This is a genomic window from Sphingobacterium spiritivorum (genome assembly GCF_016724845.1).
GTDB lineage: Bacteria > Bacteroidota > Bacteroidia > Sphingobacteriales > Sphingobacteriaceae > Sphingobacterium > Sphingobacterium spiritivorum_A.
The window spans coordinates 295270-316679 of sequence record NZ_CP068082.1; the positions used below are offsets into that span (position 1 = coordinate 295270).

The window sequence follows — 21410 nt, forward strand, 5'->3', positions numbered from 1 at the left end:
CGACTTGAACACTGCAAATTTCAGAAATATGCGCATTAATCTGTTATATAGTTGCAGCATATATGTATATCATTATCTGAAATTATTGAAAAAAATTCCTTAAATAAGGATACCACAGGGATTTATTTACACAAAAAGCGTCTGATCTTTCGATCAGACGCTCCAATTAAAATTAACAATCAATATGTTTTATACTGATTTTTAGTTTTTTAAGGCTTCACCTACTTTTTTAGCTTTGTTTTCTACATCGCTCGCTGCTTTTTTAGTTGCATCCCCAACTTTTTCAGCGGCTTCTTTTGTTTCGGTTATTGCTTTATTTGCACCATCTTTAGTAGCTTCAACAGCATCACTTGTTGCCTTACCTGTAGCATCTGCAGCTTTATCCAATCCTTCTTTAATGTCCTGACCGGCATCTTTTAATGCTGTTTTAGTTTTTTCCCAGGCAGTATTCGCTTCTTCAGAGGCCTTACGGGCAGCTTCTTCAGCTTTTTTGTCTCCGCGGGCAATAGCATCATCCAAATCCTTTTTAGCTTGCTCAGCTTTTGCTTTTGCATCTGCTTCAGCTTTCTGAAGATCAGAAATTGCGGCATCGACATGGTCTCCAGCAGTTATCGAATCGTGATCTGCGTGATCATGTCCTGCGTGCTGATTTGATGAGTTATTACATGATGCCATAGTCAGAGCTGTGGCAACTACCGCTAAAAGTGCAATTTTTTTCATATTCAATTTAATTTAGTTTAAAGACCAAATTGAACAATTTCTGTACCAAAAATTTTACTTTTGGTAGATATTACCTTTGGCAGCTTCCAATGTATTTTTCAGCAATCCCACAATAGTCATCAATCCTACTCCACCCGGTACCGGCGTGATCCAGGAAGATTTAGGTGCTACATGCTCAAAATCCACATCACCATACAGTTTAAAGCCGGATTTTGTCTCTGTAGAATCCTCACGGTTAATACCTACGTCTATCACTACCGCTCCTTCTTTAACCATATCGGCTGTAACAAAGTTTTTCTTGCCGATAGCAGCAACGATAATATCTGCACGAAGCACTTCTGCTTTCAGGTCTTTTGTACGGCTATGTGTTAATGTCACTGTACAATTTCCAGGATTAGCATTACGGGCCAATAGTATACTCATAGGAGAACCTACAATATTACTGCGGCCTACAACTACGGCATGCTTACCGGCTGTTTCTATTTTATAATAATCGAGCATCAGCATAATACCGTAAGGAGTAGCGGGAATAAAACAAGGTAAGTTACGCTGCATACGTCCCAGATTTACAGGATGAAAACCATCCACATCTTTACGATAATCAATAGCTTCTGTGATTTTGTCCGGATCAATATGCTTTGGCAAAGGTAATTGAACAATCAGTCCGTCAATCGTATCATCCGCATTGATTTCCTGAATTTTGGCAATCAGTTCTGCTTCTGTAATATCGACATCGTATCGGATATTTGTAGAATCAAAACCAACAAGTTCACAATTGCGCATTTTACTCGCAACATAGGTTTCACTACCGCCGTCATTACCGACCAGTATAGCTACCAAATGAGGTTTACGCCCAGCTTGTGCTGTAAAAGCTGCAGCATCGGCTTTAATGTCTTCTTTAATTTTTGCAGAAACGAGTTTTCCGTCTAAAATATTCATGTTATAATAGGAATAGGATTTTTTATGATGCTATTAATCTAATTTCAACACCGCCATAAATGCAGATTGCGGAATTTCGACATTCCCTACCTGACGCATGCGTTTCTTACCTTTTTTCTGTTTTTCCAGAAGTTTACGTTTACGGGAAATATCTCCTCCGTAACATTTGGCAGTAACGTCTTTACGTAAAGCACTGATAGTCTCACGCGCAATAATCTTCGCTCCGATAGAAGCCTGGATTCGAATTTCAAATTGCTGACGTGGCAACAATTCTTTCAGTTTCTCACAAATCTTCTTACCGAAATCGTATGCATTTGATCTGTGAATCAATGACGAAAGGGCATCTACCGGCTCATCATTCAGACGAATATCCAATTTGACCAGATCCGAAGTACGGTACCCAATCTGAGTATAATCAAATGAAGCATACCCCTTAGAAATAGTCTTCAGTTTATCATAAAAATCAAATACGATCTCTCCCATCGGCATCTCAAATATTAATTCAACACGATCCGAAGTCAGATAAGACTGATTTACAATAACACCTCTTTTTTGAATACAAAGTGACATAATAGGGCCGACAAATTCTGCCTTTGTAATGATGTTAGCTTTGATATAAGGCTCTTCGATAGCATCCAGCTTACTTGGATCAGGCAGATCTGAAGGGTTATGAACGATGACTTCTTCGTTATCTTTTGTCAGATAGGCTTTATACGACACGTTGGGTACGGTCGTAATAACAGTCATGTCGAATTCACGTTCCAGACGTTCCTGTATAATCTCCATATGCAGCATTCCGAGGAAACCACATCGGAAACCAAAACCCAGTGCAGCAGAAGATTCCGGTTCAAATACCAGAGAAGCATCGTTTAACTGCAAACGGTGCATAGATTCACGTAATTCTTCGTAGTCTTCAGTATCTACAGGATAAATACCGGCAAAAACCATTGGTTTAACCTCTTCAAATCCCTGAATGGCATTCGGACTTGGGCGATCTCTGTGAGTGATCGTATCTCCTACCTTCACCTCACGGGCTTCTTTGATACCTGAAATAATATAGCCTACATCACCTGTTTTGATGACATCTTTAGGAACCTGATTCAATTTCAATGTTCCGATCTCATCCGCAAAATATTCTTTGCCTGTGGCGATAAACTTGACACGGTCTCCCTTGCGGATTTCACCGTTTTCTACTTTAAAGTAGGCCATGATACCTCGAAACGAATTAAACACAGAGTCAAAGATCAAAGCCTGTAAAGGTCCGTCCGGATCCCCAACAGGAGCAGGCACACGCTTTACAATCGCTTCCAGAATATCTGGAACCCCCAGTCCGGTTTTTCCGGATGCAGGAATAATGTCCTCTCTGTTTCCTCCGATCAGATCAATGATCTGGTCTTTAACTTCCTCAGGCATAGCACCCGGTAAGTCCATTTTATTTAAGATAGGAATGATTTCCAGATCATGTTCCAATGCAAGATAAAGATTGGAAATAGTCTGCGCCTGAATACCCTGAGAAGCATCTACGATCAGTAATGCACCTTCGCAGGCTGCTATAGAACGGGAAACTTCATAGGAAAAATCGACGTGTCCGGGTGTATCAATTAAGTTTAGAATATACTCCTCACCGTCTTTTTTATAATTCATCTGAATCGCATGACTCTTGATGGTAATCCCACGCTCACGCTCAAGATCCATATTATCAAGCAATTGTGCTTGCGCCTCACGTTGACTAATGGTGTTTGTAAACTCCAGTAATCGATCTGCCAATGTACTCTTACCATGGTCAATATGGGCAATAATACAGAAATTACGAATATGCTTCATATAAGATTTTAAAATCGCTTTTTAAACAGCAAAGATACTTTTTTCACAGCATATTTAGTCCCGAAAAGATAGGGTATGATAAGTTTTTTTTACAATAGCCTGCTTTTACCTGCCTTACAAGTGATTTTTACGAAGGGTCTATACTTTCAAAATGCTTTTTATTGCGGGTTACATTTTGAATATCCCATTGTATATCATTAGTAAATGCGGCTGACCGTACAGCGCAATCTGCTATCCCGCAATAGCTGCAACATTCAGGCAGACAAGGGTCTGCATGTACAAAAAATTCTGTCCGGGTAGATAATTCAGCATTTACGATAGTGTCCAGAGCCGAAATCTCGTCGTGTACCCTATCCAGTTTATAATATCGGGGAAGTGTCAGGTGGCAATCGACATGTAGCTCATTTCCATAACGCTGGACCCGCAGATTGTGGATATCTATCCATTCTGTACGCCGTACCGCATTCAATGTATCTACGACTTCATTGACGAGTTCAAGATCAGACTCATCCATTAACCCGCCGATTGACTTTCGTAACAAGCGATATCCGTTAAACAAAATAAACGCACCTAACAATAAGGAGATGACGCTATCTATCCAGGCCAGATCAGTCCAGGTAATAAGCAACAGACCGGTGATGAGACCAAAAGTACTGTAGGCATCGACCTGCAGGTGCTTTCCGTCCGCTTCAATCGTTAAAGATTTGAGTGAGCGCCCTCTTTTGACAAGATACAGACCTACAATAAAATTGACAAGACCGGTTACAGCAATCAACCCTATACCTTCTGAAAGATTGGACAGTTCATTAGGAAAGAAAAGATTATAAACAGCCTTAACAAGGATAATCAACCCTGCAATAAAGATAAGTCCTCCCTCCACAAAGACAGAGAAGAACTCTACTTTCCCGTGTCCGTAAGGATGGTTTTCGTCTCTGGGCCGGGCAGACAGATAGATACTGTAAAATGCAAAGCCCGATGCGACCACATTCACGATACTTTCTGCAGCATCTGTAAATATCGCATTAGAATCAGTAATAAGATAAGCTGTAAACTTTATCAGCATCAGAACAAGGCCCGTCATCAAGGATAGAAGTACTAATCTTTTTTCTCTGGACATCATTTAAGATTTTTACAAAAAAACACGTTAGGATATCTTCCGTATCTTTTAATTGCCGGATCATCGATCAAAGAAACGGGACTGAATGTACGGAAAATCAGCAGCCCATGCTCTCATTTTTGAGTAAACAAAACTACGAGTTATTTTAAACTTCTTAAGTTTTGGCTCATAATTATAGATTTTGATATAATTTCCTGAATTTGTTTTTCTTTTTTCAAGAAATTAACCCATTATTTGCATTCTATATAATATCTTTGTGATACCATGAGTACAACATCAATTTTATCAGATAGGATTAATAATTTATCCGAATCAGCTACGCTAAAAATGACAAAACTTGGTCGTGAATTAGCCGCAAAAGGAGTCAATGTCATCAGTTTAAGTGTTGGAGAACCTGATTTCAATACGCCGGACAACGTTAAGGAAGCTGCTAAGAAAGCTCTTGACGAAAACTACACCCGCTATTCTCCTGTTCCGGGATATCCTGAACTTAGACAAGCGATTGTCAATAAATTGAAAAATGAGAACGGACTGAATTATGATATTTCGCAGATTGTAGTTTCTACAGGTGCTAAACAGTCCCTTTCAAATGTATTGTTAACATTGGTCAACCCGGGTGACGAGGTCATTATTCCTACTCCATATTGGGTTTCTTACTCTGAAATGGTAGTATTGGCTGAAGGAAAATCTGTATTTATAGATACTGAAATTGATCAGGATTTCAAGATTACGCCTGCCCAGTTAGAAGCAGCAATCACACCTAAATCAAAAGTATTTATGTTTTCTTCTCCATGTAATCCGACAGGTTCGGTATACAGTAAAGAAGAGCTGGCAGGTTTGGTAGCGGTGTTTGAAAAACATCCTGAGATCTACATTATATCGGATGAAATCTACGAGCATATCAATTTTGTTGATCAGCACGAATCTATAGCACAATTTGAAAGCATTAAAGACAGAGTAATCGTTGTAAATGGTTTTTCAAAAGCCTTTGCTATGACTGGATGGCGTCTGGGTTATATAGCAGCAAACAAGGAAATCGCTGCTGCCAATGATAAAATGCAGGGACAGACGACTTCAGGAACATGTTCTATTTCACAGCGTGCAGGTATTGCAGCTTACGAAGGCGGACTGGAAAGTGTCAATAAGATGAAAGAAGCATTTGCACGCAGACGTCAACTGGTATATGACCTGTTGAATGATATCCCTGGTGTAAAAACAAACCTTCCTCAGGGTGCCTTTTATTTCTTCCCGGAAATCAGTTCTTTCTTTGGAAAAAAAGACAGCAATGGAAATATTATCCAAAATTCTGCTGATCTGGCTTTGTATCTTTTAAATGAAGGACATGTGGCTACTGTAGGTGGTGATTCATTCGGAAACAACAATTATATCCGTCTTTCATACGCTGCTTCAGATGAGAACCTGAAAGAAGCTCTTAGAAGAATCAAAGAAGCTTTATCAAAACTTAGCTAAAAACAAACAGGTACTTTTCAGTACCTGATATAACTTTTCGCCATCTCGGCTTGTGGAACAGTCTGCTAAAATAAGACGCATATTTTAGAATTCTTTCCCGGTTGAAATGGCGTTTTTTTTGCTGTAAACTATCTATAGCATGTAAGGACCCTATTGCTGTCCCTGATCTGCGGATGGCAATGGTGGCGGCATGGACTCCTGAGACTGACTGGCTGCGAGCTTTCCACATATACGCCGGATTATTTCAGAGAAATACGGGTAATAAATCGCTCCCCAGATCTGTGTACCACGGAAATGTACAGGCTGTTTATATTTTTTAAGATAGGCGACCGGAACTTCGAAAGCAGAGAAATGAGCACTGGGATCTGCCATGCAATAGGCAGCTCCGTCCTGCGTGATCTCATCTCCAACCAGAATCGCTATAGCGCCGACTCCGGACTGCAATCCCCGTGGCCAGCCTTTATTGTTATGAATAGCATAGTCATAGCAAGCCCTTGCAAAGGATCTCATCATGAGTTGCGTCATGGTGCCATTCACCTCTGCAATAAATACAAAAGTATTTAATTGTGTAGCCATCCAACGCCAGCGAAATCTCTTGACATATCCGATATGACAAGGAATGTTGCAGATGATTTCTTTAGCGAAATACATCTGCTCTTCCTTTAATATTTTTTCAGCATCTATCATAGGTAGTATTTAATTATAAATGTTTATGTATAAAAAAATTATGCTTACATCAGGATAATCTCCCCATTTACCTTATCCTATTTGAAAACCGTGTGGAATTATTGCATTTTTCTTTACCACTACGATCCCGTCACGAATCGTATAAGTATCAAAATCCCCATCCGGTAAATGCGTACCTCCTTTTATATAAACATCATTTCCTATCCTACAGTTTTTATCAAGAATAGCTTTTTCAATATGGCAGTTTTCGCCAACTCCTACAGGTGGTGGCGCCTGGGTGTTTGTCAGCTCAATAACCTCCGTCAGATGTTCATAATAATCACAACCCATCATATAGGTGGAATGTAATCTGGTTCCTTTTCCTATTCTGGAACGTATGCCGATAACAGATTTCTCCAGACTTTCAGCTACTATTATACATCCGTCCGCTACAATACTATTGATCACAGTAGTCCCTGAAATCTTGGAAGGAGGCAACATCCGTGCTCTGGAAAAAATTGTGTTCTTGTCAAAGAGATTAAATAAAGGGATATCATCTGTCAATCCGATATTAGCTTCGAAGAAAGAATCAATTGTACCGATATCTGTCCAGTATCCGTCATATTGATAACTTAAAACATTTTTTTGTCCAATTGCGTCGGGAATAATTTCCTTACCAAAGTCCATTCCCGGATTTTCATTCAGCAACTGATTTAGAATTCCTTTTGAAAACACATAAATACCCATAGAAGCCAGATAGTTACGTCCCTGTGCCTTCATATTATCACTTACTTCAGAAGTCCAGTTCGGAAGCAATTCAGTACTTGGTTTTTCAATAAAAGAAGTAATTTCATTCTGCTCATTTGCTTTCAGTATGCCAAAACCCGGAGCATCTTTTTTAGATACCGGAATGGTAGCAAGAGTAACCTCCCCTTTGTTTTGAATGTGAAAATCAATGAGCTCCGAAAAATCCATCTGGTAAAGCTGGTCTCCGGATAGAATAAGTACATAATCGTAATCTACATTTTGCAAATACTTTCGCGATCGCCTTACGGCATCGGCAGTACCTTCGTACCAGCGATCACCTTCATTCGTTTGCTCTGCAGCCAGGATGTCTACAAAACCTTTGCTAAAGCCGCTAAAAATGTAAGTGTTCTTGATATGCTTATTCAGCGAAGCTGAATTAAACTGGGTCAATACGAATATCCGTATAAATCCAGAATTCAGACAGTTCGAAATAGGAATATCTACCAGGCGATATTTGCCGGCAATCGGAACAGCTGGTTTGGACCGCTCATCGGTCAGGGGATAAAGACGCGTACCACGTCCTCCGCCCAATACTATGGAAACGACTTTTGGCAACATAATCTATTTATTTATCTGGTTATATAAATGAATGTATTTTTTAGCCGATGAGTCCCATGAAAAATCAAGGGACATTATTTTCTTCCTGTTCTTATCGAACCGGGCTTTGTCTTCCGCAAAAAGGATAGCACGTTGTATGCCCTCTATTGCACTTTCTACTGTTGCCTCATCGAATGAAATACCATAACCGTTCTCAGCGGTAATATCAATGACAGTATCCTTGAGTCCGCCGATGGCCCTCACTACAGGTACAGTACCATACCGAAGTGAATATAACTGATTAAGTCCGCAAGGCTCAACACGCGATGGCATAAGCAACAAATCGGCCGATGCATAGACCCAATGTGCAAGGGATTCATCATACCCGAAAAACGCGGCAAAACGTCCTTCATAATGACCTGTTAATCCCTCTAACGATGCTCTGATTTCCTGATCGCCGGAACCTAAAATAAATATACTTAATTTTTCGTTTTTAACCTCAAATAAATTAACAATAATTTCATTCAATAAATCTGCCCCTTTTTCAGTTGCAAATCTGCCTATAAAAACCAGCAAATGCACTTTCGGATCTAAGCCATAGGCTTTACAGAAAGCTTCTTTATTTGCCTTTTTCCCGGAGGTTACATTTTTAGCCTGAAAAGGAACTTTTACAGCAGGATCTGTTTGCGGATCCCAGATTTCGGTATCAATACCATTTACAATACCATAGCCTTTGCCCGATTCGTCTGCAAAGAGTGACTGCAATCCGTTGGCATCTGTATAGAGCTCCCGAAGATATCCCTCAGAAACAGTCGTAAATGCGGTACAGCATTTGACAGCTGCAGCCAACGGATTAATAAGTCCGTCCCAATCCAAAAGTCCCCATTTCCATGTATCAAAGGCTGGTAAAAGAATTCCTTTGCTCCAATTCATCCAACCCTGATATTGTCCGTTATGTACCGTAAGTACTGTTTTGACTTCCCGTAAACGCGCAAAATCATTACCCCACTGCATCAAAAACGGAATAAGGCCTACATGATGATCATGGCAGTGCACGACATCCGGAGTCTGATCTGATTGAATCAGCCAGTCCAGAAAAGCATGCTGAAATGCAATAAACTGTTCTCCTTCGTCTGCATATCCATATACTTCAGCACGGTCGAGATACCCCGGTATCCGAATCATATAGAGTTCATACCCCAACACCTGATCCTCTTCTTTCCAGACCTCGTAAGCTATCGTTGCAGATCCCATGGTAAACCTGCCTGTAGCAATCACAGCAAAAGTGTGTTGCAGAATAAAAGGTTTATCATACCAGGGCATTACTACTGAAGCATGGATACCTAACCGGTTCTGGTATTTGGGCAATGCTCCCACCACATCGGCCAGCCCTCCTACTTTAGCCACAGGATAGCACTCAACACTCAGGTGAATAACATTAATCATAATCTTTAGAAATTAAAAAAATCAAACAACCGGACTTCTTGAAGATAACATCTTCGCTGCGGGAACTTCTTTAGCCACAGATTTTCTTTTCAATGCCACTCCACATAGAGGAGGAAGATCCAGCGTAATAGAATACAACTGTCCCATCCAGGAAAGATGCTCTGAGACTGTGGTATACACGGAAGCTCCGCTTCCAAAATATTTAAGGTCGTCCGAATTGAGAACAACTTCCCATTCTCCGGCCAACGGAACGCCTATCCGGAATGCAGGTCTTACGACTGGTGTCAGGTTCAGGACTACAAGGATCTGATCTTCTTCTTCATATCCCTTACGGGTATATACAAAGACAGACTGATCTGCATCCCCTAGTTCTATCCAATGAAATCCGGAATGCTCAAAACTGCGCTGATATAAGGCTGAATGATTTTTGTAAAAGGCATTCAGATCTGCTACAAATGATTTCATCCCCTTGTGAGGAGCATAATCCAACAGATGCCAGTCCAGCGATTGCTCTACATTCCATTCCTGCGTCTGAGCAAACTCATCTCCCATAAACAGGAGCTTGGTACCACTGAATGTGAACATGTACAGATATAATGCACGCAGATTAGCAAATTTCTGCCATTCATCGCCCGGCATTTTATAGATCAGAGACTGCTTGCCGTGCACGACTTCATCATGTGAAAGTGGCAGCATAAAATTTTCATGATATGCATACACTGTAGCAAATGTCATTTTATGATGATGATATTTCCGGTTTACAGGATCCTCTTTAAAATAGCTCAGGGTATCATGCATCCAGCCCATCATCCATTTCATACCAAATCCCAGACCTCCCGTGTACGTAGGTCTGCTGACACCGGGCCAGGAGGTAGATTCTTCAGCAATGGTCTGTACATCAGGAAAATGACTGTACACAGCCTCATTAAATTCTTTCAGAAAATCTACTGCTTCCAGATTTTCCCGTCCTCCAAATTCATTCGGTATCCACTCTCCCTCTTCCCTCGAATAGTCAAGGTAAAGCATTGATGCTACAGCATCAACACGTATACCGTCAATATGAAACCGCTCGAGCCAGTAAATCACATTGCTGATCAGAAACGCCCGCACCTCATTTCGGCCGTAATTAAAAATGTGAGACTTCCAGTCCGGATGGAATCCTTTACGCGGATCTTCATGTTCATACAGATATGTTCCGTCAAAACGATGCAATCCGTGACTATCTCCCGGGTAATGGGAAGGTACCCAGTCCATGATAACCCCGATTCCGTTTTTATGCAACTGTTCAATCAGGTACATCAGATCCTGCGAACTGCCGTATCTGGATGAAGCTGCATAATAACCGGTGATCTGATACCCCCAAGAAGGGTAATAAGGATGCTCCATCACAGGAAGAAATTCCACATGGGTAAATCCTAATTCCGTAATATATGGAACCAGCTTATCAGCGATTTCTCTGTAATTCAGCAAACGTGCCGGATCTGCAGGGTCTCGCATCCAGGATCCCAAATGCATTTCATATACTGAAAAAGGCTGATTAAGTCCGTTGTTTACATATCGTTTCTGCATCCAGTCCTCGTCGTCCCATTCGTACCAGTTAGTCGATACAACAGAAGCTGTACTTGGCGGTATTTCCCATTGTAAAGCATAGGGATCACCTTTTTCGAGGATTTCTCCGGAATTTGCTTCTATATGATATTTATAAACCTCACCGTTTCCTATTTTGGGAATAAAACCTTCCCATATTCCGCTGCCGTCCCAACGAACAAATAAGCTGTGGCTATGCGGATTCCAGCCGTTAAAGTTTCCGATAACGGATACTTTACGAGCATTTGGCGCCCAGACAGAAAAATATACGCCCTCCACATGACTTACAGTAAGTACATGAGATCCGAATTTTTCATAAAGCTTATACAGCTTTCCTGCACGAAACAGGCTGACATCATAGTTCGTAAACAGCGAATAAACTTCTACCAGTTGGCTCATAATCAGTTTGGATTACATTATTGAATAATCAATTTTCTAAATTCTTTCTCAACGACTACAAAAAGACGGTTTTCATTGTCTCTTTGTATTTTGATCTCCAGTCCGTCCTGTACAACAGATACAGGCTCCTGAGGTAATCCTATTAAATATATGTGAAAATCATCGAATCGTTCAGAGTGCAATCCTTCTACATGCTGTGTAATGGTCAACAAAGATTGGGTACCGTCTACAATGAAATGTTTTTCAGAATAAATATTCTGTTCGTAAGCGAAAGTGTCACCGTGATCGGCATAGATATAAGAATCTTCTTCTCCTGCTGTATAGTATACATTCAGTTGGAGATGTTCCAGTTTTTTCTCTCCTGTATACTGCATCACCGGATATTCGGGGATCACACTTCCTGCTTTTACAAATACCGGCATTTCATCAAGCGGGGTATCAATAGTATACTCCTGCCCCCCTTCAAAGCCAGTATTATCGAAATAATAATACCAGTTTCCTTCCGGCAGATAGATTATTTTGTTTTTCTGCCCAGGATTCAGAACCGGGGAAACCAGAATCTTATCCCCAAAAGCAAATTCTTCCTGGCGTTGCAGATTTTTAGGGATGTGCTGTTCCAACATAGCTACTGGTCTCAGTATAGGTAGGCCGTACTTATGCTGTTCCCAAAACACAGAGTATATATAAGGCAATAGCTTATATCTCAATTCTATAAACTTCTTATTGATCTTTTCCCAGTCTTCACCGAAGCTCCAGGGTTCACGATCACGTGTATCTCCGGCCGAGTGTACCCGCATAAAAGGAGAAAACACACCAAACTGCATCCAACGGGTATAGAGTTCGCCATCCGGCTCTCCTGTAAACCCACCGATATCTGTTCCGCAGAAAGATAGTCCCGATACGGACAGACGCTGCAATTGCAGTGTGCCTATCTTAAGGTGCTCCCAGGTCGCAATATTATCTCCGGTCCACACAGATGAATATCGCTGTGTACCTGAGTATGCCGCACGTGTGATCGTAAACGGACGTTTGTTTTGGTAAAGTTTTTTCAGACCGTCATATGTTGCACGCACCATCTGCATGCCATAGATATTATGTGCTTTGCGATGTGATCCGCGATGTCCTTCGTAATAATGACGTACATCGTCCGGGAACGTACCTCTTCCGAATACTGCAGGCTCATTCATATCGTTCCAGAATCCGGCCACACCATCTTCTACCAGACCTTTATAAAGTCCGCCCCACCATTCGCGTACAGCAGGGTTTGTAAAGTCAGGAAACTGACAACGTCCCGGCCACACAAAACCTTCCATAAAATAATCATCCCCTCTGCGGCAAAAATACTTTTTCTCCTGTCCCTCCTTAAATACCCAATAGCTGTCGTCTACCTTGATACCCGGGTCAATCATCACGACGGTCTTAAAGCCATTAGAAGCCAGATCCGAGATCATTTTCTTTGGATTCGGAAAGTAATGTTTATTCCAGGTGAAACAACGATAACCATCCATATAGTCTATATCCAGATAGATTGCATCACAGGGAATGTTTCGCTGTCTGAATTGTTTTGCAACTTCTCTGACCATATTTTCAGGATAATAACTCCATCGGCACTGGTGGTAGCCAATAGCCCAAAGTGGCGGCATATAATGTGTACCTGTAATACTATGGTACCGCTTTACTACGTCCATCATATGAGGACCGTGTATATAATAATATTGCAGCTCTCCTCCCTCAGACCAGAAACTGGTTCTTTCCTGATGCTCGGCTGCAAAATCAAAATAAGTCTTGAATGTGTTGTCGAAGAAAATACCATATGCATCACCATCATTTACACCAATATAAAACGGAATCGTTTTATATAAGGGATCCTGATTAAAAGCATAGGAATACGTGTCCGAATTCCAGTTCTGTATGCGTCGACCCCGCAGATTAAGGTTTGTAGCCTTGTCTCCGGCTCCGAAAAATACTTCCTGGTCAAAGGCATGTTTGGTACAATAGACATAGTAGCCTCCAAAATCTGCATTTTCCTCCCAGTGCATGGAAGTATAATCCGCATTGACGATTTTGCTGTTGTGATCTTCAAAAGAAATCAGAAAATCTTTCTTCTGAATCTTACACCGGACCATGTTTGTTTTGACGCAGTAAAAGTTATCGTCCTCTTCGATATCGAAAAGTGCCGAATGCTGATTGACATCTGTGATCGCGTACGAAAAATCTTCCAGAAAAGACCCCTTAGGCGCCAGTCTGACTCTAATGATCTCATCGCTGACAACTTTTATCTCCACTTTCGCACTACCGTCTGTAAAGATGTACCCGTCTTTTTGCTTCACATAAGATGTAGCTGTTCCGAGGTATTTTTTTTCAATATGCGGTAAATCTAAAACCGGATTATTAACATGATGAACATTTTCGTCCAGCGATGTTTCCGTTGCAGGACTTACCTCCAGTTCTTGTGGTATTTGATCTTCTTCCATGTATGTGACAAACTATTATTAAAAATTGCTATAAAAAAATGCTGTTATTAAGATACGAGTAATTTTCTTAATAACAGCCACATTAACAATAAAATAATTTAACTCTGCACAATCGCTTCAGTCCTTAACGACCAAAGCTGTCGTAATTATCTTCTGCATATTTTTCAAACTTTTTCAACAACTGGATATTATCCTTCTCCAGGGATGATAGTTGCGCTGAAACATCATTCGAAATGGGAACATACCATTCTACCGGATCAAAAAACTGACGTACTCCCACTTTTGTAAATGCATATCCATGTCGGGCGAATATGGTATTCCGGATAATTTCCAGATCGAGTTTTTTGAGATTTTTCAATTTAGCTTCTGTTAGTTTTTCCTTCGAAGCATTAATCTTGTACACTACAGGTGAAGCGGCTCTGTATAGAGTAGCGACATACGAATAGGTGGTGTCTCCGTCTAATTCCGTAATCTTTTCTTCTTTTGAATTACGCCAATCGACCAGTTCCATCTCGTCCGGCAGCATCAGATTAGGATTGTAGGCAAATTGTTTTTTGAGCAACTTAAAATTTCTCTTCTTCACTTTTACCGAACTATCAAATGCTCTCCAGCTTCCGATAAGTGTATCTCCTTTTACTTTAAATTCAAATCTTCCGTCAGACTTTTTATCCCCCGGTTCATCCAGTATAAAAGAAATATTCCCTCCGTTATCTTCTATTTTCCCTATAACCGGACGCATATTACCTCTCACTATATTCTGCCCAAGTACAGTATCTGCTGTTATACGTTTAATAGTCAGGTTTATTTTGGGCAGATTATCCAATGACCGCAGTAACTCTTCATCCCCTGATATCTGAGCAAATACATCATCATCGATCACAAAATCTCCGACCCAATTACCATACAATTCTTTATATATTTCTTCTGCCATCTTCACACTGTCTTTACTTAATGAGGAAACGGCAGCATTATTCTGGTCCTTTTTCTTATCCTTACAGGATGCCATGACAAGCAATCCCATACAAGCGATCAACATTACTCTTTTCATAATTATATTAGATTGAATTCATTTGTATTCAGGTAACCTATGCTACCTGATCTTTCATAATTTGTTAAATTTTCTATATATAAACCATTCAATAATCAATAAGTTTGGCACCCATCCCAGCCATGCGATAATCTGATAGACATCCATGGGATTAGGTTGAAAAAAATATACGATCACTACTTTCCAATACCGTAGTGTCAATGCCGAACAGGTGAGCGCAAAGCTCCTATACATAAATTTCTGATGGCTGCGAACGTTTCCCTTTCGGATTGTCAGCACGGCCATTAAAGTAAAGTAAAACCATAACAGTCCTAACAAAACAAATGCCACCTGTGCGGCAAGACCTCCGTTTGCATGCAAACCGATTAATAATCCGGAAGGAGCAGCGAGAAACAAAATTACACCAACATACAGATAGCCTACCCTCCTGTGAATCCGGGGATAACGTAATAAAAGACGGGAATTAAACTGTGTAAAACCTGCAGGAAGGGCTAAGATGGCAGTGCATACATGCGTATAAAAGATGTATTTATACCAGGAAACATGTTGAATTTCGGTTTGTTTGATTTGCAAAAAAGCAGCGTCAAGCTCAAAAAAACGGTATCTCCAGGTGATTTCCGCCATCAGATAGCAGCTATAACCGAATATCAGCAGCCAAAACAACTGGATCGTGAGATTTTTAAAGGATGTTTCCACGTCCTAAAAATAAGATTTTATCCAGTCAAAAATGAATCAGGTCATTATTTTATTATTTACTGCGGATGGCCTCAACAGGATCCATATTGGCTGCCATAAATGCCGGGATCATTCCGGATATCAGTCCGATAAATGTGGAAAGAAAACAGGTGATAATAACCATTTTGAGACTGACCAGCACCGCAAAACCTGTTGCCACTTTAACCACAAATGCAATTCCGTAAACCATGATGAGCCCCACAGCTCCACCTATAAGACAAAGCAAAATAGATTCAAAAAGAAACTGGGTAAGGATAAAATATTTTTTTGCTCCGAGCGCCTTTTGAATCCCAATCAGGTTGGTGCGTTCTTTGACACTGACAAACATGATATTGGCAATACCAAAACCTCCTACAAGGATTGAAAATATTCCGATACAGAATCCGGCCAGATTGATTACTGTAAACATCTGATCGAGTTGAGCTGTAATCAGCGTGGTTTTATTAAGAGAAAAATCGTCTTCCCGTTGAGGTGCAATACGACGAATAGAGCGCATCAATCCTTTCAACTCACTTTCGCCTTCCTCCAGCGTATAGGTCGGTTTGACGGTAATGACAATACTGGGATTATACTGCTCATAATTAGCCAGATTGCGTCCAAGACTGAAAGGTATAAATGCAATATCATCAGAGGAAGTATTGATCAGCATCCCGCTTCCTTCTTTCTTCAAAACTCCTACAACTGTTAACTTGCGTCCCAATAGCGAGATTTTCTGCCCCAGAGCATTTCCGGAAGGGAATAATCCTTCTGCAATAGTCGCTCCCAGCACCACTACCATCGAACCTACATTAGATTCTGTCTCTGTAAAATAACGTCCTTCAATAATTTCAGCACTTTGTGTCTGATAGTATTCGTGGGTAGCGGCGTTCACTGTAATATTAGTAGCGCTGTTACTTTTGAATTTAGCGACACTATTACCGATATTAAAAACATAGGCAATATGCTCTGCTGTAGTCATTCGGCTTTTGAGTGCCAGATAATCATTATATTTGGGTTCAGGACGATTGATATATTTCCACCAGGGAAAATCAGGACCTCCGTCCCATGGCCATTTATCTACATATAATGTGCTGCTTCCAATTTTCCGAACAGATTCTTCGAGATTGTTGCGAAGGGTATCTACAGCCGAAAAAACACCTATAATAGTCATAATACCTATAGTCACCCCCAAAAGGGATAAAAATGTCCGCGTCTTATTATCTCTAAGTGCGGAAATTGCAAAACCAAAACTTTCTTTAAGAAGTCTGAAAACGGTTATCATGTATGGCGTAAAAATCTATTCCGTAAATATAAACGAATAATTCCTGTAAAGGGGAATAATAATGTTGAAATATAATATTTTTAGTTCAGAAATGCTTAACTTTGTATGCTTTTTTAAATCCTTCTTTAAAGGGAGCAGATTTGAAAGCAAATCGTTATTTATTAAAATTTCAACAATAAAAAATGAAATTATCTCAATTTAAGTTCAATCTTCCAGAATCTTTGTTAGCATCTGAGCCTTCGGAACAACGTGACGAAGCACGCCTGATGGTCCTTCACCGTGATAGCGGAAAAATAGAGCACAAAATTTTTAAAGATGTTTTAGATTATTTTGATGACAAAGATGTCATGATCTTAAACAATACAAAAGTATTCCCTGCTCGTATGTATGGTAACAAAGAGAAAACAGGGGCTACAATAGAGGTATTCTTACTTCGCGAACTTAATAAGGAGTTGCGCTTATGGGATGTACTGGTAGATCCGGCTCGTAAGATCCGTGTGGGTAACAAGTTGTACTTTGGTGATGATGATTTGTTGGTGGCTGAGGTCGTAGACAACACCACATCCAGAGGTCGTACTATCCGATTCCTGTTTGACGGTACTGATGAAGAATTCAGACGCAATATTGAGATCTTAGGAGAGACTCCTCTTCCGAAATATATCAAACGTAAAGCTACTCCAGAAGACAAATACAGATACCAGACGATCTATGCAAAGAACGAAGGTGCTGTAGCTGCTCCGACTGCCGGTCTGCACTTTTCAAGAGAACTGATGAAACGTCTTGAACTGAAAGGTGTTGATTTTGCGGAAGTAACTCTTCACGTAGGTCTTGGGACTTTCCGTACTGTGGAAGTGGAAGATCTGACGAAACACAAAATGGATTCCGAGCAGTTTATCATTACAGAAGAAGCTGCGCGTATTGTAAATAAAGGTATTGATAACAAAAGACGCGTATGTGCCGTAGGTACTACTTCTATGCGTGCTATCGAGTCGTCCGTATCAGCTGACAGACACCTGAAAGCGGCTTCGGACTGGACAAGTAAATTTATCTATCCACCATACGATTTCAGCATTGCGAATTCTATGATCACAAACTTTCATACTCCAGAATCAACATTACTGGTGATGATCGCTGCATTTGCAGGTTATGAAAATGTAATGAATGCTTATGAAGTAGCTGTAAAAGAAAAATACAGATTCTACAGTTACGGAGATGCGATGCTGATTATCTAATCGCATAAAATAATCTTATTCTGAAGCGCGAACAATATCAAACTGTTGTTCGCGTTTTTTATTTTTGTAGGAATAAAGTGTAGAAACATGGCTCAGCAATATGTTATAATAGTGGCAGGAGGTACAGGTAGCAGAATGAATCAGCTTCTGCCAAAGCAATACCTGATTCTGGAGGATAAACCGGTACTCATGCATACCATTCAGGCTTTTTACATGTGTAAGACCAAGCCGCATATTGTACTTGTACTTCATCCGGATATGGAGAGCCTATGGAAAGATCTGTGCAGGGATTACCACTTTGATATCCCTCATCATATTGTCTACGGAGGAACCACACGTTTTCAGAGTGTTCGTAATGGTCTTACTTATATCTGTACCCGTACTGACCAACCTTCAGAACATCTTATTGCCGTACATGATGCGGCTCGACCGCTGATCCGTCCGGAAATTATCGATCACGCTTATGAACTGGCAGCACTCAAACAGGCTGTAGTTGTCGCTGTAAAAAGCACCAATTCTATACGTTTGGAAAAAGAAAAAGATGGAAAACTGATCAATTCAGCCTATGACCGTGATCAGGTCTGGATGGTTCAAACGCCTCAGACCTTTAATGCGGAGTTGCTTTTTAAAGCATATCAGCAAAAAGAAAGCGCTTTATTTACAGATGATGCTTCTGTAGTAGAACAATCAGGCCATCCGGTTACCTTACTGGAAGGGCATCATTCAAATTTGAAGATTACCTATCCTGAGGACATCCAGATCGCCCAATTGTATCTTAATAATCTAAAGGGTTAAGCATTTCCTCTAATTATCCTCAATAAAATAACAATGATAGCTATCACCAGCAATGCGTGAATAATACCACCTGTATAATATCCTCCTATAAAGCTAATCGCCCAGATAATAACTAAAATGACCGCGATTAAATACAAAATGTTACCCATAATATTCTCCTTTAATTTAAAATTTACATAAATAGACGTTTGTAATATTAAAACGCTACGATGTCAAAAAGGTTTGAATATGATGTTAAAAAATCCTGTTAAAGCTTAATTGAAAGTCCGTCGTAAGCTAACTCAATATGATCTGGAAGTTCTCTGGAAACCTCTTCATGAAGTCCCAGTCGATGACTGATATGGGTGAGATAGGTTTGTTTTGCATTCACTTTATCCGCAAAACTGATAGCCTCTTCTAAAGTAAAATGAGAGATATGGGGCTCTTTCTGCAGGGCGTTGATGACTAAATACTCAACGCCTTTTAATTTTTCAACAGATTCATCTGATACGGTTTTTGCATCCGTAATGTAAGCAAAATTAGCTATGCGATAGCCCAGCACAGGCATCTTGAAATGCATGACTTCTATGGGAATAATCTCTTTACCGTAGAGATGAAAGGATTGGCTTCCATCTATCTCACGAAGTTCTAATTGAGGGACTCCGGGATATTTGATATCGGAGAAAGCATAATAGAATTCACGCTTGAGGGCTTCATGTAGCGCCTGTGTTCCGTAAATAGGAATAGACTGTTTCTGCTGATAATTAAACGCTCTCACATCGTCCAGTCCTGCAATATGATCTTTATGAGAGTGGGTCATCAGAATAGCATCGAGATGATTTACTTCCTCCCTCAGCATCTGATATCTGAAATCAGGCCCGGTATCGATCACTATATTATTTCCCTCAAATTCGATCATAACGGAGGAGCGCAGCCGCTTATTACGAGGATCAGCAGACTGGCACACCTCACAATGGCACGCAATAACAGGGACACCCTGCGAAGTTCCGGTTCCTAAAAAAGTAATTTTCAAATCGATAATTTTGTTTGCCTGATTGTCTGATAAAGCGTCCGTTGTTTCTCATCTAATACAGCCTCATCTGCCGGAATTTCATGAAGAATCTGAATAAGAGACTGAATTTTGACCTCCAGATTTGAAAATTTGTTGACTACAATAACTTTCGAATGCTGAAGCACACAGGCTCCTGTACGAAAATTACCTTTTTCATAACGCAGTTTAAATCCAAACTCTTTAAACAATGCTTCTATCTTATCTAAACTATTTTGTGTAAAAGGCAGCAAAATATACTGTTTTAAATGTACAAACCAAGTTAATAACCTTAAAGAAGAATTCAAAACGGAATCCCAACTTTCTATTTACTGACGAGTATGACTTCGCGAAGATAGCTTTCAATAAATCCGCTGCCATAAGCAATCAATTGGGTAAAAGCGGCGATCACACTTAAAAACGCAACCTGCAGACTTCTGGTGGTATACAGCGCATGAAAAAAGAGCAGCAATGTATACAATCCCAATCCCCAATTGCCGATGGATGTGAGAAATAGAATAAGTCCTGATTTTCCTGCAACTACTACATTCAGCAGATTGAGCAACACTAAAATCACCAGTCCGACCACAAATAATGCCGGCAAAGCATGTACAGGCTTTAATTCTTTTGGGAATAATTTATAGATATCTATCCTCCCTTTTCCAAACAAATTTGTCTGCTTGAAAAATTGAGAAAAGCTGGTTCTTCTTTTATGATAGACATATGCTTCAGGAATCAGCCCTACCCTGAATCCTTGTTCAATCATACGGATACTGAATTCTATATCCTCTGATCTTCTGGCCAGTTTAAACCCACCTGTACGCACCCATACTTCACGTGAGATGCCCATATTAAAACTTCTCGGATTGAACTGACCGATGTGTTTTTTATTTCCGCGTATACCTCCGGTTGTAAAAGGACTGGTCATGGAATAACTAATGGCTTTCTGAACCGGTGTAAAGGATTCATGTGCAGCGTCCGGTCCGCCAAAAGCATCAAAATGATCCCTTTGTAAACCAATGATCACTTCATGGAGATAATCTGAAGGGACAATAACATCGGAATCAAAAATGATAAAATAATCTCCCTTTGCTCTTTCAAAGCCATAATTACGGGCAAACCCTTGCCCCTCATTAGGTTTGAAGTAATAATGTACATCCAGCTTATCCTCATAACGCTCTACAATAGCTTTGGCATCCTTCTGCGAACCGTCTTCAACAATAATGACTTCAAAATGCTTGTAACGTTGCCTTAGCAGTGAATCGAGCAATTCGTCAATCTCCTGCGGACGATTGTATAAGGGAATGATAATAGAAAAAAACATGA

The 21410-nt window shown here is 40.3% G+C and carries 19 protein-coding genes; 3 read left to right on the plus strand and 16 right to left on the minus strand.

Annotation, left to right across the window (positions count from 1 at the left end; translation table 11 throughout):
- Positions 1–201 precede the first annotated feature (201 nt).
- From I6J03_RS01370 to I6J03_RS01385, 4 genes are all read right to left on the minus strand, one after another.
- The gene (locus I6J03_RS01370) at positions 202–720 is read right to left on the minus strand and encodes a Tim44 domain-containing protein (protein ID WP_201694088.1); all 519 of its coding nucleotides are present in this window, start codon (positions 718–720) and stop codon (positions 202–204) included.
- Positions 721–774: 54 nt separating this feature from the next.
- Positions 775–1659 (minus strand): bifunctional 5,10-methylenetetrahydrofolate dehydrogenase/5,10-methenyltetrahydrofolate cyclohydrolase, encoded by an 885-nt coding sequence (locus I6J03_RS01375; protein WP_003007656.1) that lies wholly within the window; start codon positions 1657–1659, stop codon positions 775–777.
- A gap of 33 nt (positions 1660–1692) precedes the next feature.
- Positions 1693–3483, minus strand: a complete 1791-nt coding sequence (gene lepA / locus I6J03_RS01380; RefSeq protein ID WP_003007659.1) for a translation elongation factor 4 — start codon at positions 3481–3483, stop codon at positions 1693–1695.
- Positions 3484–3610: 127 nt separating this feature from the next.
- The gene (locus I6J03_RS01385; protein WP_201694089.1) at positions 3611–4603 is read right to left on the minus strand and encodes a cation diffusion facilitator family transporter; all 993 of its coding nucleotides are present in this window, start codon (positions 4601–4603) and stop codon (positions 3611–3613) included.
- Positions 4604–4927: 324 nt separating this feature from the next.
- Here I6J03_RS01385 and I6J03_RS01390 point away from each other — a divergent pair, with 324 nt between their 5' ends.
- A complete protein-coding gene (locus tag I6J03_RS01390) occupies positions 4928–6070 on the plus strand; it encodes a pyridoxal phosphate-dependent aminotransferase (RefSeq protein WP_003001907.1) in 1143 nt (380 codons plus the stop codon).
- A gap of 150 nt (positions 6071–6220) precedes the next feature.
- Here the strand turns inward: I6J03_RS01390 and I6J03_RS01395 are convergent, their stop codons facing one another.
- From I6J03_RS01395 to I6J03_RS01430, 8 genes are all read right to left on the minus strand, one after another.
- Positions 6221–6757, minus strand: a complete 537-nt coding sequence (locus I6J03_RS01395; protein WP_003007664.1) for a hypothetical protein — start codon at positions 6755–6757, stop codon at positions 6221–6223.
- Between the two features lie 72 nt (positions 6758–6829).
- Complete coding sequence (locus I6J03_RS01400; protein ID WP_003007666.1) at positions 6830–8101, minus strand: glucose-1-phosphate adenylyltransferase; 1272 nt, start codon at positions 8099–8101, stop codon at positions 6830–6832.
- Between the two features lie 3 nt (positions 8102–8104).
- Positions 8105–9526 (minus strand): glycogen synthase, encoded by a 1422-nt coding sequence (locus I6J03_RS01405; RefSeq protein ID WP_003007667.1) that lies wholly within the window; start codon positions 9524–9526, stop codon positions 8105–8107.
- A 21-nt stretch (positions 9527–9547) separates the two neighbouring features.
- A complete protein-coding gene (glgB, locus tag I6J03_RS01410) occupies positions 9548–11512 on the minus strand; it encodes a 1,4-alpha-glucan branching protein GlgB (RefSeq protein ID WP_003007669.1) in 1965 nt (654 codons plus the stop codon).
- Positions 11513–11529: 17 nt separating this feature from the next.
- Positions 11530–13986, minus strand: coding sequence for a glycoside hydrolase family 31 protein (locus tag I6J03_RS01415; RefSeq protein WP_003007671.1), 2457 nt, complete (start codon positions 13984–13986; stop codon positions 11530–11532).
- Between the two features lie 124 nt (positions 13987–14110).
- Positions 14111–15034 (minus strand): YARHG domain-containing protein, encoded by a 924-nt coding sequence (locus I6J03_RS01420; RefSeq protein WP_003007673.1) that lies wholly within the window; start codon positions 15032–15034, stop codon positions 14111–14113.
- A 54-nt stretch (positions 15035–15088) separates the two neighbouring features.
- On the minus strand, positions 15089–15730 hold the full coding sequence (locus I6J03_RS01425; protein ID WP_201694090.1) for a DUF2306 domain-containing protein: 642 nt from the start codon (positions 15728–15730) through the stop codon (positions 15089–15091).
- 52 nt (positions 15731–15782) lie between these two features.
- Entirely contained in the window at positions 15783–17030 is a 1248-nt protein-coding gene (locus I6J03_RS01430) for an ABC transporter permease (protein WP_003007677.1), read from the minus strand.
- 182 nt (positions 17031–17212) lie between these two features.
- On the opposite strand from I6J03_RS01430, the gene queA reads away from it, so the two are divergent.
- Together queA and I6J03_RS01440 are read left to right on the plus strand one after the other, a co-directional pair.
- Complete coding sequence (queA, locus tag I6J03_RS01435) at positions 17213–18262, plus strand: tRNA preQ1(34) S-adenosylmethionine ribosyltransferase-isomerase QueA (RefSeq protein WP_003001878.1); 1050 nt, start codon at positions 17213–17215, stop codon at positions 18260–18262.
- Positions 18263–18349: 87 nt separating this feature from the next.
- Positions 18350–19057 (plus strand): 2-C-methyl-D-erythritol 4-phosphate cytidylyltransferase, encoded by a 708-nt coding sequence (locus I6J03_RS01440; RefSeq protein WP_201694091.1) that lies wholly within the window; start codon positions 18350–18352, stop codon positions 19055–19057.
- On the opposite strand, the gene I6J03_RS01445 is transcribed toward I6J03_RS01440, so the two are convergent.
- The 4 genes from I6J03_RS01445 to I6J03_RS01460 all read right to left on the minus strand — a co-directional run bounded on the left by I6J03_RS01445 (position 19054) and on the right by I6J03_RS01460 (position 21408).
- Positions 19054–19206: a lmo0937 family membrane protein gene (locus I6J03_RS01445; protein ID WP_003001870.1), complete on the minus strand. Its 153-nt coding sequence runs from the start codon at positions 19204–19206 to the stop codon at positions 19054–19056. The genes I6J03_RS01440 and I6J03_RS01445 overlap by 4 nt on opposite strands.
- A 98-nt stretch (positions 19207–19304) precedes the next feature.
- A complete protein-coding gene (locus I6J03_RS01450) occupies positions 19305–20069 on the minus strand; it encodes an MBL fold metallo-hydrolase (RefSeq protein WP_003007682.1) in 765 nt (254 codons plus the stop codon).
- The gene (locus I6J03_RS01455) at positions 20066–20338 is read right to left on the minus strand and encodes a hypothetical protein (RefSeq protein WP_003007684.1); all 273 of its coding nucleotides are present in this window, start codon (positions 20336–20338) and stop codon (positions 20066–20068) included. Before I6J03_RS01455 ends, I6J03_RS01450 begins: the two co-directional genes overlap by 4 nt.
- 71 nt (positions 20339–20409) lie before the next feature.
- On the minus strand, positions 20410–21408 hold the full coding sequence (locus I6J03_RS01460) for a glycosyltransferase (protein ID WP_201694092.1): 999 nt from the start codon (positions 21406–21408) through the stop codon (positions 20410–20412).
- Between the last annotated feature and the right edge of the window lie 2 nt (positions 21409–21410).